Source organism: Roseateles sp. PN1 (genome assembly GCF_038419725.1).
Lineage (GTDB): Bacteria > Pseudomonadota > Gammaproteobacteria > Burkholderiales > Burkholderiaceae_C > Paucibacter_A.
Map to the genome: position 1 here is coordinate 253,892 of NZ_JBCARA010000002.1, position 14,256 is coordinate 268,147.

Here is a 14,256-nt window from a genome sequence, read left to right on the forward strand (position 1 = left end):
ACGGTAAGCTTGCGGCCTGTTGGCCGGCAACCCAGCCCAAGGGCTGCCGGCCCCACTGGCCCGTTCACTCTTGCCCTTAGCCATGCCTTCAGTGATGCCCGCAGTCCTGCCTCGCCCCTGGCCCGCCGCCTCAGCCCTGAGCCTGCTGGCCATGGCCGTCAATTTGGCTTTGGGCGCCGCGCCGGCTTTTGCGGAAGGCTCAGTCACGGCCGCAGACAGCGCGGCTGCGACCACGCTGGCAGAGCCCCCGCCCGCGCCCGCGCAAGCTGCCGAAGCCAAGCCGCGCCCGAGCCGTCCCAAGATCTGCCTAGCCCTGTCCGGCGGCGGCGCACGTGGTGCGGCCCACACCGGTGTGCTCAAAGTACTGGAAGAGCTGCGCGTGCCCATCGACTGCATTGCAGGCACCAGCATGGGCGCGCTGGTGGGCGGCGCCTACGCCACCGGCATGAGCGTGGCCGAGATGGAAGCCATCAACGCCGACATCACGGTGGAAAAGCTTTTCAAGGAAAGCCCACCGCGCCAAGAGCTGACCATGCGCCGCAAGGCCGACGACTACCTCAACCTGATCGGCCCCGAGATCGGCCTCGGCGCTGAGGCCACCGTCTTGGGCAAAGGCCTGGCCACCGGCGTGCAGTTGGAGACGGTGCTGCGCCAGCTCTCCAAAGTGCATGGCTACCGCCGCTTTGACAACTTACCCATCCCCTTTCGCGCCGTGGCCACCGACTTGGTGACCGGCAAGGCCGTGGTCTTCAATGCCGGCGATATGGCCAATGTGATGCGGGCCAGCATGTCGGTGCCGGGAGCGGTGGCGCCGGCCGAAATCAATGGGCTGCTGCTGGTGGACGGCATGCTGACCAATAACCTGCCGGTGGACGCTGCGCGGGCCATGGGTGCCGACATCGTCATCGCCGTCAATGTGGGCACGCCCTTGCTCAAGCGCGAGGAACTCAACAGCATCGTCGGCGTGGCCGGGCAGATGCTCAGCATCCTGACGGAACAAAATGTGCAAGCCTCGCTGGCCTCACTCAAACCGAGCGACATCTTGATCTCTCCCGCGCTGGGCAACTTCGCCACGAGCGACTTCAACAGCCTGGCCAAGATCTCGCCGCTGGGCGAAGCCGCCGCCCGCGCCGTGGCTGATCGGCTGAGCCAGCTGTCGCTGCCCGAAGACGAATACCAGGCCTTACGCCTGCGCCAGCAAGCACCGCTGGCGGCCGACCCGCGCATCATCGACAAGATCACTTTCGCGCCGATGGCACGGGTCAACCCCGCCGCCGCACAAGCGGTCATGACCACCGAACCGGGCAAGCCCATCGACCAGGCCGCACTCGACGCCGATATGCGCCGCCTCTACGGCACCGGCGACTTCGAACATGTGGGCTACCGCGTCGACGACAGCGCCGAGGAACGCGTGCTGGTGGTGGAAGCAGCAGAGAAATCTTGGGGCCCCGACTACTTGCGCGTCGGCCTGAACATCGCCTCTGACTTTGGCAACGGCGTCACGGCCGGGCTACACGCCACCTACCGCCGCACTTGGTTGAATGCCCTGGGTGCTGAATGGCGCAGTGACCTGCGACTGGGCTCAGACATCAGCCTGCACAGTGAGTTCTATCAGCCCTTCAACAGCCAGGGCGACTGGTTCGCGGCGCCCTACTTCAATCTGGGCCGGCGAGCGGTTTCCGTCTATTCAGAAACTCAAAGACTCGCGATTTTTCAGCAAGACAGTTCGCTGGTGGGCCTGGACCTGGGCCGATATTTCTACCAGTACGGCGAGTTTCGCTTAGGCCTGCAATCCGGCCACATCAAGCAAATCGTCAACACTGGTCTGGAACATGTGCAACCCAATCCCGGCAAAGCTCGCCTCGGCGGTGTGCGCGCCAGTCTCTTGCTTGACCGCTTGGACAATGCCTACTTCCCACGCTCAGGCTGGACCTTCAAGGGCGAGGTCTACAGCTCGCGAACGGGCCTGGGCGCCGACGCCAGCTACGGCAAATGGGATGCCAACACCAGCGCGGTCTATTCCCTGGGGGACAGCACCGTCAACCTAACCCTGCAATCCACCGGCCGGCTGGGCAACAACGCGCTGCCCAGCTATGAATACACCCAGTGGGGCGGCTTCCTCAAACAATCCGGCTATGCCAACAATCAACTGCTGGGCCAGCAACTCGACTTCGGCCGCCTGATGTACTACTGGCGCGTCGCCCCCGGCCTTTTGCTGGCCGGCAAGTACGCGGGCTTCAGCCTAGAACTCGGCCGCATGCGTCAGCCCCTGATCCCCAATATGTCTGAAGGCTGGCGCAAGTCTTATGCCGCTTTCGTCGGCATGGACACTCCGATCGGCCCGGTCTACTTCGGCTACGGCCGCGCAGTGGACGGGCCTGGCAGCTTCTACCTGACCCTAGGCCCGGCCTATTGAGGCGGAGGAGCACAGCCGGACTGCATGTGGGCCGAGAAGTTGCGCCCTAAGGAGCCGGCGAGTCCACGACTCGTCCGCTCAATCAGCCCAAACCGACAAGGTCGATGGCAACGCAGATGCCATCCCAACAATGTGGCGCAGCAATAAGAAAAGCCCCAAGCAACACAGTCGCTTGGGGCTTTCTAACTGGAGGAGAGGGGGGGATTCGAACCCCCGAGACCTTTCGGTCCGCCTGATTTCGAGTCAGGTACATTCAACCACTCTGCCACCTCTCCGGTATTCGGCACCTCGTGAAAAGCGTTTCAACTTGTCATCGAGTGAAGCCATAGATTCTAGCGCAAATTTTTAGGAATTTGCAAGAATCCCGATTTCATTTTGTTTTCTTCATCCAAGCGTGCGCCGAGCAAGGCAGGAGTTCGCTCAAGCCACACTTAAAAGTCTGTGCGTCTGGCAATAGCCAAAGCGGCGCTCAAGATCACCCGAAAGCAAACAAGCCCAGCCCCGCTTGGCACCAGCACCAACAAAAAAGCCCGCCTATGCCAAGCGGGCTTTTTTTGCTTCAGCGGCTGAAGACTCAGCCGCGCAGCACCTCGGCGCCCTTCAGATAGGGGCGAAGTGCGGCCGGCACGGTGATGCTGCCGTCGGCGTTCTGGTAGTTCTCGAGCACAGCCACCAAGGTACGGCCCACGGCCAGGCCGGAGCCGTTGAGCGTGTGCACCAGCTCGTTCTTGCCGGAGGCGTTCTTGAACCGCGCTTGCATGCGGCGGGCCTGGAAGCCCTCGCAGTTGGAGCAGGAGCTGATCTCGCGGTACACGCCTTGCGCCGGCACCCACACTTCCAGGTCATAGGTCTTGGTGGAACCAAAGCCCATATCACCCGTGCACAGGGTCAACACGCGGTAAGGCAGCTCGAGCTTTTGCAGGATGGCTTCGGCATGGCCGACCATTTCTTCCAGCGCTTCGTAGCTCTTCTCCGGATGCACGATCTGCACCATCTCGACCTTGTCGAACTGGTGCTGGCGGATCAGGCCGCGGGTGTCGCGGCCGGCGCTGCCGGCTTCTGAGCGGAAGCAAGGGCTGTGGGCGGTCAGCTTGATCGGCAAGTTAGCCAGATCGAGCACCTGCTCGCGCACCGAGTTGGTCAGCGAGATTTCCGAGGTGGAAATCAGGTATTGCTCGGCCGCTTCATCATCGCCGCCGCGCAAGACCCAGAACATGTCTTCCTTGAACTTGGGCAATTGGCCGGTGCCTTCCAGCACTTCGCGATTGACGATGTAGGGCGTGTAGCACTCGGTGTAGCCATGCTCTTCGGTCTGCACGTCCAGCATGAACTGCGCCAGCGCGCGGTGCAGCTTGGCGACTTGGCCGCGCATGAAGGTGAAGCGCGAACCGCTCAGCTTGGCACCGGTTTCAAAATCCAGGCCCAGCGGTGCGCCGAGGTCGACATGGTCACGCGGCTCGAACTCGAACTGGCGCGGCGTGCCCCAGCGGCGCACTTCCACATTGCCGGTCTCGTCGCTACCCACCGGCACACTCTCGTGCGGCAGATTGGGCACGCTCATCAAGAGCGTGGTGAGCTCTTGCTGGATCACGTCCAGGCGCTCGGCGCTGGCCTTCAGTTCGTCGGCAATGCCGCCCACTTCGGCCATCTGGGCCGAGGCGTCTTCGCCCTTGCCCTTCAATTGGCCGATCTGCTTGGACAAGCTGTTGCGCTTGCTCTGCAGTTCTTCGGTGCGCACCTGCAAGCCCTTGCGTTCGGTCTCGAGCGCGCTGTAGCGCGTGACGTCCAGAAAGGTTTGCGGGCTCTTGCGGGCATTCAGGCGCGCAACGACGCCGTCCAGGTCTTTGCGCAGCAGGGAGATGTCTAACATGAGGGTTCCTTGAAACTTGATCGATTCTATGAATGCAAAACGGCGCCTAAGCTTTGGCGCCGCTGATGAATGCAGCGCCCTATTCAGGAACGGGAGGCACTCACCTCGGCCATCGACTTGTCGCCCAGGCCCATGGGCAGGGGGAAGCGCACATGCTCTTCCACGCCAGGCAGGCTGCGCACCGTTGTGGCGCCCAGCTCACGCAGGCGCTTGATGACGGCCTGCACCAGCACATCGGGCGCCGAGGCGCCAGCCGTCAGGCCCACTTTGGCGCGGCCTTCCAGCCACTCGGCCTGCACTTCTTCCGCGCTGTCGACCATATAGCCGGGTGTGCCCAGGCGCTGCGCCAATTCGCGCAGGCGGTTGCTGTTGGAGCTGGTGGGGCTGCCCACGACAATCACCACGTCCACTTGCGGCGCCATCACCTTGACGGCGTCTTGGCGGTTCTGTGTGGCGTAGCAGATGTCTTGCTTTTTGGGCTCACGCACCAGCGGGAAATGCTGCTTCACGGCCGCCAGAATTTCGGCCGCGTCGTCCACGCTCAAGGTGGTTTGCGTCACCACGGCCAGCTTGGCGGGATTGTTGACGCGCACATGGGCCACGTCACCCACCTCTTCGACAAGGTAGATGCCTTCCCTGAGCTGGCCCATGGTGCCTTCCACCTCGGGGTGGCCCTTGTGGCCGATCATGATGAACTCATAGCCCTCGCGGTGCAGCTTGGCCACTTCCACATGCACCTTGGTGACCAGCGGGCAGGTGGCGTCAAACACCTGGAAGCCGCGCTGCGCCGCTTCCTGCCGCACCGCCTGGCTGACGCCGTGAGCGCTGAACACCAGAGTGGCGCCGGGCGGCACCTCGGCCAAGTCTTCGATGAAGATGGCGCCGCGCGCCTTCAAATCATTGACGACATAGGTGTTGTGCACGATCTCGTGACGCACATAGATCGGCCGGCCGAACTTGAGCAAGGCGCGCTCAACGATCTCGATCGCGCGGTCCACACCGGCGCAAAAGCCGCGCGGTTCGGCCAGGATGACTTCTTGAGGCTGCAAGGCTTGATTCATCTCTTGGCTCATCTCACAGCACCCCGATGACATGGACTTCAAAGCTCACCGGCTGGCCAGCTAGCGGGTGATTGAAGTCAAACAGCAAGGCTTCCGCGCCGACCTCGCGCACCACGCCGGCATAGCTGGCTTGGCCATCGGGCGTGGGGAACTGCACCACATCGCCGACCTTGTAGTCCTCGTCGGCAGCGCCCAGCTCACGCAGCAGGCTCAGCTTGACGCGCTGCAGCAGCTCAGGGTTGCGGTCGCCAAAGGCCTCGCCCGCCGCCAGCTCGAACTGGGTGCGTGTGCCTTCGGCCAGGCCGAGCAGGCGCGCCTCAATGGCTGGCGACAACTCGCCCGTGCCCAGCGTCAGCGTGGCGGGCTTGTCAGCAAAGGTGTTGATCACATCGCCCCCATCGGGGCCGGCCAAGCGGTAATGCAAGGTCAGAAAGGAGGCGGCTTGAACGGTGGGATTCATTGGGAGAATATTGGCTAGACTGAGCGGATTTTAGGGCCAGCTCGCCCCACTCTTTCTGCGCACTGCCGCAACATGCCTCTTAGCGACCTCCCTCCCGACGCCCGACCGCGTGAAAAGCTCCTGGCCCGTGGCCCCCAAGCCCTGGCCGATGCCGAGTTGCTGGCCCTGCTGCTGCGCACCGGCATCCAGGGTTTGCCGGTGCTGCAGCTGGCCCAAAGCCTGCTGGATCAGTTCGGCGGCTGGCATGGTTTGCTGCATGCCAAGGTGGCCGATCTGGCCCGCGTCAAGGGCTTAGGGCCGGCCAAACGGGCCGAGATTGCCGCGGTGCTGGAGATCGCCCGCCGCTCGCTGCTGCAGGAATTGGCGCAGCGCCCGGTGTTTGATGCGCCAGATGCGGTCAAGCAATTCCTGCGGCTCAAGCTGGCCGGCCTCTCGCACGAGGTGTTTTGCGTGCTGTTTCTGGATGCCCAGCACCGCCTCATCGCCATGGAAGAAATGTTCAGAGGCACGCTTACACAAACCTCGGTTTACCCACGCGAGGTGATCAAGCGCGGGCTGGATTTGGGTTGCGCTGCGGTCATCCTGGCACACAACCACCCCTCGGGTGCGGCCGAGCCCTCGCGCGCCGACGAGTTGCTGACCCAGGCACTCAAGAATGCTCTGGCCCTGGTGGACATGCGGGTGCTTGATCACTTGGTGGTGGGCAGCGGCGAGGTGAGTTCCCTGGCCGAGCGGGGCCTGATATGAGCCATAAAGCCCCCAATAGTTGGCACAGCCTGCAAGACCTCAAACAGTTGCAGCGTGAATTGGCGCTGGCCCGCAAGCTCGAAGAAGAACGGCGCGAACGCCTGGCCGCCGCCCGCCGCTTGGCCGAGCAGGAGCGGCGCATCTTCGAGCTGAGTGTGGGCCAAGTCACGCCCCTGAACCATGCCAGCCGCGCCGAGCATGGTCTGGCCAAGCCCGAGGCCCTGCCCTTGCAGCGCGAGGCTGACGAACGCCAGGCCTTGCTGCAAGCCTTGTCGGACGACTTTGATGTGGACTCGTTGCTGGAGACCGACGACACCCTGTCCTTCCGCCGCCCCGAGATCCCGCCCGAGGTGCTCAACAAGCTGCGGCGCGGCCACTGGAGCCTGCAAGCCCAGCTGGACCTGCACGGCCTGCGCCGCGACCAGGCGCGCGAAGCCCTGGGCACTTTCGTTCAAGACAGCGCCCGCCGCGGCCTGCGCTGCGTGCGCGTGGTGCACGGCAAGGGCAATGGCTCGCCCGGCCGAGAGCCGGTGCTCAAAACCAAGGTCAGGCGCTGGCTGGTGCAAAAAGAACAGGTGCTGGCCTTTGTGCAGGCCCGCGCCAGCGACGGCGGCTGCGGCGCGCTGATGGTCTTGCTGCAAGGCGGCAGCCAGAGCAAAGGCTGAGTCGCCCGCGCCAGCTGCGAGCCATCACAAACGCGAGGCGCAGGCTGATAGCTGCTTGAGCCGCCTGCGCTTCGGCTGGATCTGACAGCGCTTGTCGCCCTCCTCGACCCCAAACTCAACAACGGTTTGACGGCAACGCAGCCAAGGCCGCATGCATCCGTTTGACTGCGCCCAATTTATTAATATATTATCGGTATACAAATTTTCAACAGCGGCCCGCGACCGGCGCGGCTCGCCTCAGCAGCACCAGAAAGCGCAAGGCTTATTGATGTGTACCGTCATCGCCGTCGGACGACTCGCCAGTGCGGATGGCAGCACCTTGCTCAGCCATTCAGACACCGGGCGCGATTCCCGCATCCGCAAAGTACCGGCAGCCGACCATGCGCCCGGCGCCAAGGCGCCCGTCTACTTCGGCATCCAAGACAGCTTCTCCGCTGACCTGGCGCATTACGGCGAGGTGATTGGCGAGATCGAGCAGGTGCCCCACACCTACGCCTATTTCCATTCCGCCTACTCGCACATCAACGAGCATCAGCTGGCCATCGTCGAGAGCACCACCTCGCAGCGGCCCGAGCTGCGCTGCCTGCGCGGCGAGGGCGAGCAGATCATGACCATCGAGCAAGCGATGGTGTTCGCCCTGCAACGCTGCCGCCACCCGCGCGAAGCGATTGCGCTGATTGGCGAGCTGATGGAGCGCTACGGCTTTTTGTGCTCCTGCGGCGAAGGCAGCGAGTTGCTGTGCATCGGCGACACCGAGGAAATCTGGGTGATGGAGGTGCTGGGCGTGGGCAAGGGCTGGACCCGCGCCAGCAGCGAGCCCGGCGCCATCTGGGCCGCCCGCCGCATGCCAGACGACCATGTGATGGTGGCCGCCAACTGGAGCGTGTTGCGCAACCTCAAGCTGGGCGATAGCGAAGACACCTTGGCCTGCGCCCATGTCGAGCGCTTTGCCGTGGATCGCGGTTGGTTCGATCCACAAGCCGGCCGGCCTTTCGACTGGCAAGAGGCCTATATCCCCCTGCCACGCGAATGGGCCACGGCGCGGCTGTGGTTGTTCTACAGCCAGGTCGCACCCTCGCTGCGCGCCTGGCCCGAGCGCCAGTTGGGTGAGAACCGCTATCGCACCCTGGACGCTTACTCACAGGTCGTTGAGCCGCTGTCCATCTACCCGCTGTCGGTGCGGCCAGAGAAGCCGCTGTCCTTGCAGGACCTCATGGCCTTCCACCGCTCGACCTTCGAGCAGACCATCTACGACATCAGCGAACAACCGCAGTGGTATGTGATGAATGAGCAAGGCGGGCTGGAGAAAAGCCCGCTGGCCACACCCTTCCCCACGCCCGAGCTGCGGCGCTTGCTCAAGCTGACACCGCGGCGCACGGTGGCGCGGCACTTCGGTTTCTACGCCGTGATCTGCCAGCTGCGCAGCGGTTTGCCTGAGGACATGGCCGGGGTTTACTGGGTGGCGCTGCACAACCCGCATGTCAGCACCTGGCTGCCCTGCCCCATCGGCACCCTGAGCATGCCAGCCAGCTTTTGCGAGTACGACCCGGAGCACTACAGCGACACCTCGGCCCGCTGGTGCATCGACTTCGTCGACAACCTGATGCAACTGGCCTACCAAAAAGCGCTACCGCTACTCAAAGCGATCCGCGACCCTTACGAGGCCGAGCTGCATGCGCGCTGGCAGGCGCTGGATGCGCAGCTGCAGGCCATGCCTGCACCGCAAGATCAGCAACAGCGCCAGCAGTTGATGACCGAGTTTGTGCTGCGCGAAGGCGCCGCTATTCCGGGCTTGTACATCGGCATCCGCAACCGCCTGATCGTGGCGCTGACCCATACCCGCAACACCTGAGCCCGGCCGCTATTGCCCCAGGAGCCGCTGATTTTGAATATGCAACTCACCCACCGATTTCTGGCCCTGCTGGGCGCCACATGGCTGGTGGGCTGCGCCGGCATCGCGCCCCGGACGAACCCAGTAAGCAACCCAGCAGCCAGCGAGAGCGGCATCGCCCCGGTCGAGCAAGTCCTGAGCCGCCAACACCGTTGCAGCGCCAGCCTGAGCCTGCGCTCGCAAGCCTTGCTGCCCGCGCAAGAGGCCGCCATCTGCCAGGACCTGGCCGCCATCGAGCAGCGCTTTCACCAGCTGTTTCAAACGGCAGGCAAGCCGGTGGCACATGATTTGAACGACTCGCTGCGCGCCAATATCTACGCCTCCAGCGATGCCTTCAAACGCCATGCCGGCGCGCACTTCAATATGCCCACCAATAACGGCGGCATGTATCTGGAAGGCCTGCCGGGCCGCGCCGGCAATCAGGCCGAGTTTGTGGCGAACCAGAACAAGGACGGCACGGTGCTCAATCTGGGCCACGAGTTTGTGCACTATCTGGACGGGCGCTACAACCTCTACGGCGACTTCTGCGCCAATCTGCACGACTCCCACGACGCACCCGAGAACTGCCCCAAACCGGCGCCCTTGACGCCCTATCTGGTCTGGTGGACCGAAGGCATCGCCGAATACATCGCTCACGGCGACAAGAACCCCAAGGCGGTCGCCCTGATCCTCGATGAAAAGCGCTATGCGCTGAGCGAGCTATTCGACACCGGCTACATCAGCAATGGCGGCGCACCGCGCGTCTACAGCTGGGGCCACCTGGCCGTGCGTTTCATGATGGAACGACACCGGGGCGAGCTGGAGCAGATGCTGAGCTTCACCCGCCGCGGCGACTATCCGCGCTACCAGGCCCTGCTGCGCGGCTGGGGCAGCCGCTTCGATGGCGAATTCAGCCAATGGCTGCAGCAGATTCAGCCCAGCGCGACATCGGCAGGCGCGGCTGCTGTCGACGCGCACGCCAAGCCTGCGCACTGATCACGCGAGCTTTGTACTAATTTTTCCCCTGAGTTCCTCTGACCTCTCTCTGTCTCTCACTTTCATCCACTCCCAACAAGGATTCCCCATGTGGCAAGGCGTCATCCCAGCAGTAACCAGCAAATTCCACGCTGACGGTTCACTCGACTTCCCCGAAATGGAGCGTTGCTTCCAGCTGCAGATGGACGCGGGCTGTGACGGCCTGATCGCCTGCGGCTCGCTGGGCGAAGGCCCCATGCTCTCGCACGAGGAGCGCGTGGCCGTGCTGAAAACGGCCAAGCAAATCAGCGGCAGCAAGCCCGCCATCCTGACCGTGGCCGAAGCCTCCACCCGGGACGCCTGCGCCCTGGCGCGCAAAGCGGCCGAAGCCGGCGCCGATGGCCTGATGGTGGTGCCCAGCACCATTTATCACACCGACCACCGCGAGACCGTGGCCAATCTGCGCGCCATCGCCGCCGCCGGTGATCTGCCCATCATGATTTACAGCAACCGCGTGGCCTACCGCGTGGATGTCACCACCGACATCCTGGAAGAGCTGGCCGATGACCCGCGCTTCGTCGCCGTCAAGGAAAGCAGCGACGACATCCGCCGCAGCACCGAAATCATCAACCGCCTGGGCTCGCGCTACGACGTCTTCACCGGGGTGGACAACCTGGCATTCGAAGCCCTGGCCGTCGGCGCCGTGGGCTGGGTGGCCGGCCTGGTGGTGGCATTCCCCAAGGAAACCGTGGCCATCTACAAGCTGATGCAAGCCAAGCGCTACGACGAAGCCCTGGCCATTTACCGCTGGTTCCGCCCGCTGCTGGATCTGGACGTGTCCAGCTATCTGGTGCAAAACCTCAAGCTGGTGGAAGCGCTGGTGATCGACTCCAACGACCGCGTCCGCGCCCCGCGCATGCCGCTGGCCGGTGAGCAGCGCGCCCGCGTCGAAGCCCTGGTGCGCCAGGCTTTGGCCAAGCGCCCCACCCTGCCTACCCTGGCCTAAAGTCTGACCCGCGAGCGCAGCATGGATTTCAATAGCTTCATCGGCGGCGAATGGCTGGCCACAGCCCAAGCCACTTTCGCCCAGCCCAATATCAACCCCTCGGACACCAGCGACCTGATCGGGCATGCCCATCATGTGGGCGTGGGTGCGGTGGACCAAGCCATCAACGCAGCAGCCGCCGCCGCGCCAGCCTGGGCGCGCAGCACACCGCAACAGCGCTTTGATGTGCTGGACCAGATCGGCAGCGAGATCCTGGCGCGCCGCGAAGAGTTGGGCCGCCTGCTCTCGCGGGAAGAAGGCAAGACCTTGCCGGAAGGCATTGGCGAGGTCACCCGGGCCGGCCACATCTTCAAGTTCTTCGCCGGTGAGGCGCTGCGCCAGGCCGGCGAGTTGCTGGCCTCGGTGCGGCCCGGCATTGAAATCGATGTGCGGCGCGAGCCGGTGGGCGTGGTGGGGCTGATCGCACCCTGGAACTTCCCCATCGCGATTCCCGCCTGGAAGATCGCCCCGGCCCTGGCCTACGGCAATGCGGTGGTATTCAAGCCCGCCGATCTGGTGCCGGGCAGCAGCTGGGCCTTGGCCGAGATCATCTCGCGCTCGGGTCTGCCCGCCGGCGTGTTCAATCTCGTGTTCGCGCGCGGCTCGGTCGTGGGCCCGCGCCTGGTTGACAGCCCGCTGGTCAATGCCATCAGCTTCACCGGCTCGGTCGCCACCGGCCGCGGCCTGGCGGCGGCCTGCGGGGCCAAGCTGAAAAAGCTGCAGCTGGAGATGGGCGGCAAGAACCCCCTCGTGGTGCTGGACGATGCCGACCTGGGCCTGGCCGTCAATGCCGCGGTGCAAGGCGCGTTCTACTCCACCGGCCAGCGCTGCACCGCGTCCAGCCGCCTCATCGTCACCGAAGGCATTCACGACCGTTTCGTGAACGCCTGCGGCGAGGCGCTGGCGGCCTTGAAGGTCGGCCATGCGCTAGAAGCCGGCACGCAGATCGGCCCGGTGGTCGACGCGACCCAGCTTGAACTGGACCTGGCCTATGTGGCCATCGCCCAAGATCAAGGCGGACGCCTGGTTTGCGGCGGCGAGCGCTTGCAGCGCACGAGCCAAGGCTTTTACATGAGCCCGGCCTTGATCACCGACACCAGCCCCGAGATGCGCATCAACCGCGAGGAAGTGTTTGGCCCGGTGGCCAGCGTGTGCCGCGTCAAGGATTACGAGGCTGCACTGGCCATGGCCAATGACACCGAGTTCGGCTTGGCGGCAGGCATCTGCACCAATTCGCTCAAGCTGGCCAACCACTTCAAGGCCAATGCCCAGGCGGGCATGGTGATGGTCAACCTGCCGACGGCTGGCGTGGACTATCACGTGCCCTTCGGCGGCCGCAAGGGCAGCAGCTTCGGTTCGCGCGAGCAAGGCCGTTATGCGGCCGAGTTCTACACCGCGGTGAAGACCAGTTATGTCTCGGCTTGAAGCCCGGGACCGGGATTGGCTGACGCGCCTGATGACACCGCCCTCGCCAGCACTGAACGAATCAGCCCTGCCACCGCTGGCGGCGCAGGAAAACACGGCCCATGTGCTGGTGATTGGTGCGGGCATCATCGGCCTGGCCACCGCCCTGCGCTTGCTGCAAGAGGGGCACCAAGTCACGGTGATTGACCGCAGCGGCGTTGCCGCCGAGGCCAGCCGTGGCAATGCCGGGGCCTTTGCCTTCTCGGACGTGCTGCCGCTCGCCTCGCCGGGCATCCTGCGGCAGGCGCCCAAATGGCTGCTGGATCCCCTCGGGCCTTTGTCCCTGCGGCCCAGCTATCTGCCACGCATTGCGCCCTGGTTATGGCGCTTTTGGCGCGCCAGCCAACCCAGCCAAGTGGCGGCCAGCACCACGGCCCAGGCCGCGCTGCTGCGCTTATCGGCCCAGGAGACGCCGGCCATGCTGGCCGCGGCAGGGGCCTCGGCCCTGCTGCGTGAAGACGGCGCCTTGCATCTCTACGAAAGCGAAGCGGAGTGGCAGGCCAGCGCCGCCGGCTGGGCGCTGCGGCAAGAGCACGGTATTGCTTTTGAACACCTGCATGGCCAGGCCGCGCTAGCGCGCTTGCAACCGGGCTTGAGCGATCGCTTGGTGGCCGGCACCTTTGTGCCGGGCTGGAAAACCATTGCCGACCCGCTGCAGCTCTGTCTTCACCTGGCCCAGGCCGTGCAAGCGGCCGGCGGACGTTTGCGCCAGGCCCAAGCCCTGAGTCTGCGTGCCGGCCCGCGCGCCGTATCGGTGCAGCTTCAAGGCGGCGGCAGCGTGCAAGCCCAGCAGTTGGTGCTGTGCGGCGGCGCTTGGTCCCACCAGCTGGCAGCCAGCTTGGGCGACAAGATTCCGCTGGAAACTGAACGCGGCTACAACACCACCCTGCCCGAGCCGGGCTTTGAGCTGCGCCGCCAACTCACCTTCGGCGGCCACGGCTTTGTGGTGACGCCGCTGAGCTGCGGCATTCGGGTCGGTGGCGCGGTAGAACTGGGCGGCTTGCGGGCGCCACCCAATTTTGCGCGAGCGGATGCCTTGCTTGCCAAGGCCCAGGCCTTCATGCCAGGCTTGAACGCGCAGGGCGGCAAGCAGTGGATGGGCTTTCGGCCCTCGCTGCCCGACTCTTTGCCGGCCATCGGTTATGCCCCGGCAGATCAGCGCGTGATCTACGCCTTTGGCCACGGCCATCTGGGCCTGACCCAAAGTGCGGCCACGGCCAAGCTGGTGGCGGAGTTGGTGGCTGGGCGCAGCACCAGCCTGGACTTGAAGCCCTTGCGGCCGGGGCGCTTCTCGGGGCGCTAAACGACCCTGCTAACGCCGGGCTGATTGACCATCCAGTCCGCCGTGCCCTGGAAGGACTCGCCCAGGCGCTGCTGCAAGGCCGGGTCGAGGGCGCATTCCGCCATCGCCTGGCGCATGCAGCTCATCCACTGGTCGCGCTCAAGCGGGCCGATTTTGAACGGCATGTGGCGCGCGCGCAGGCGCGGGTGGCCGAAACGCTCTACGAAATAGTCGGGCCCGCCCAGCCAGCCGCACAACGATCAAATCCGGAGCATCCGTCATCATAGAAGGACCAGATGCACGCAACGCACGGGGGCGCGCGCGGCCGGCGCGCGATGTATGAGAACTCATACATGTCACTCATACTTCAGCGGCAACGCAATCGTGCAGATTTTGCCGCC

At 64.5% G+C, this 14,256-nt stretch carries 11 protein-coding genes, 1 tRNA gene and 1 pseudogene; 8 read left to right on the plus strand and 5 right to left on the minus strand.

Going from position 1 to position 14,256, the window contains the following annotated elements; translation table 11 throughout:
• Positions 1 to 94 precede the first annotated feature (94 nt).
• Positions 95 to 2,416, plus strand: a complete 2,322-nt coding sequence (locus AABB87_RS03935) for a patatin-like phospholipase family protein (RefSeq protein ID WP_341969957.1) — start codon at positions 95 to 97, stop codon at positions 2,414 to 2,416.
• Between the two features lie 187 nt (positions 2,417 to 2,603).
• Here the strand turns inward: AABB87_RS03935 and AABB87_RS03940 are convergent.
• From AABB87_RS03940 to AABB87_RS03955, 4 genes are all read right to left on the minus strand, one after another.
• A tRNA-Ser gene (locus tag AABB87_RS03940) sits at positions 2,604 to 2,691 on the minus strand.
• Positions 2,692 to 2,990: 299 nt separating this feature from the next.
• Entirely contained in the window at positions 2,991 to 4,286 is a 1,296-nt protein-coding gene (gene serS / locus AABB87_RS03945) for a serine--tRNA ligase (RefSeq protein ID WP_341969958.1), read from the minus strand.
• Between the two features lie 83 nt (positions 4,287 to 4,369).
• Positions 4,370 to 5,347, minus strand: a complete 978-nt coding sequence (ispH, locus tag AABB87_RS03950) for a 4-hydroxy-3-methylbut-2-enyl diphosphate reductase (RefSeq protein ID WP_341969959.1) — start codon at positions 5,345 to 5,347, stop codon at positions 4,370 to 4,372.
• A gap of 13 nt (positions 5,348 to 5,360) precedes the next feature.
• Positions 5,361 to 5,807, minus strand: a complete 447-nt coding sequence (locus AABB87_RS03955; protein ID WP_341969960.1) for an FKBP-type peptidyl-prolyl cis-trans isomerase — start codon at positions 5,805 to 5,807, stop codon at positions 5,361 to 5,363.
• 72 nt (positions 5,808 to 5,879) lie between these two features.
• Between AABB87_RS03955 and radC the strand changes: the two genes are divergently transcribed.
• From radC to AABB87_RS03990, 7 genes are all read left to right on the plus strand, one after another.
• A complete protein-coding gene (gene radC, locus AABB87_RS03960; protein ID WP_341969961.1) occupies positions 5,880 to 6,554 on the plus strand; it encodes a RadC family protein in 675 nt (224 codons plus the stop codon).
• On the plus strand, positions 6,551 to 7,219 hold the full coding sequence (locus AABB87_RS03965; protein ID WP_341969962.1) for a Smr/MutS family protein: 669 nt from the start codon (positions 6,551 to 6,553) through the stop codon (positions 7,217 to 7,219). Before radC ends, AABB87_RS03965 begins: the two co-directional genes overlap by 4 nt.
• A gap of 268 nt (positions 7,220 to 7,487) precedes the next feature.
• Positions 7,488 to 9,071, plus strand: a complete 1,584-nt coding sequence (locus AABB87_RS03970) for a dipeptidase (protein WP_341969963.1) — start codon at positions 7,488 to 7,490, stop codon at positions 9,069 to 9,071.
• A 39-nt stretch (positions 9,072 to 9,110) separates the two neighbouring features.
• Positions 9,111 to 10,085, plus strand: a complete 975-nt coding sequence (locus AABB87_RS03975; RefSeq protein ID WP_341969964.1) for a collagenase — start codon at positions 9,111 to 9,113, stop codon at positions 10,083 to 10,085.
• A gap of 88 nt (positions 10,086 to 10,173) precedes the next feature.
• Positions 10,174 to 11,070 carry a dihydrodipicolinate synthase family protein gene (locus tag AABB87_RS03980; RefSeq protein ID WP_341969966.1) on the plus strand — a complete coding sequence of 299 codons (897 nt, stop codon included), beginning with the start codon at positions 10,174 to 10,176 and terminating at the stop codon, positions 11,068 to 11,070.
• Positions 11,071 to 11,091: 21 nt separating this feature from the next.
• Complete coding sequence (locus AABB87_RS03985; protein WP_341969968.1) at positions 11,092 to 12,534, plus strand: aldehyde dehydrogenase family protein; 1,443 nt, start codon at positions 11,092 to 11,094, stop codon at positions 12,532 to 12,534.
• Positions 12,521 to 13,876 (plus strand): NAD(P)/FAD-dependent oxidoreductase, encoded by a 1,356-nt coding sequence (locus tag AABB87_RS03990; protein WP_341969970.1) that lies wholly within the window; start codon positions 12,521 to 12,523, stop codon positions 13,874 to 13,876. Before AABB87_RS03985 ends, AABB87_RS03990 begins: the two co-directional genes overlap by 14 nt.
• On the opposite strand, the pseudogene AABB87_RS03995 reads toward AABB87_RS03990, so the two are convergent.
• Positions 13,873 to 14,112, minus strand: a pseudogene (locus AABB87_RS03995) (globin domain-containing protein); the annotation flags it as partial. The gene AABB87_RS03990 and the pseudogene AABB87_RS03995 sit on opposite strands and share 4 nt — an antisense overlap.
• Positions 14,113 to 14,256 lie beyond the last annotated feature (144 nt).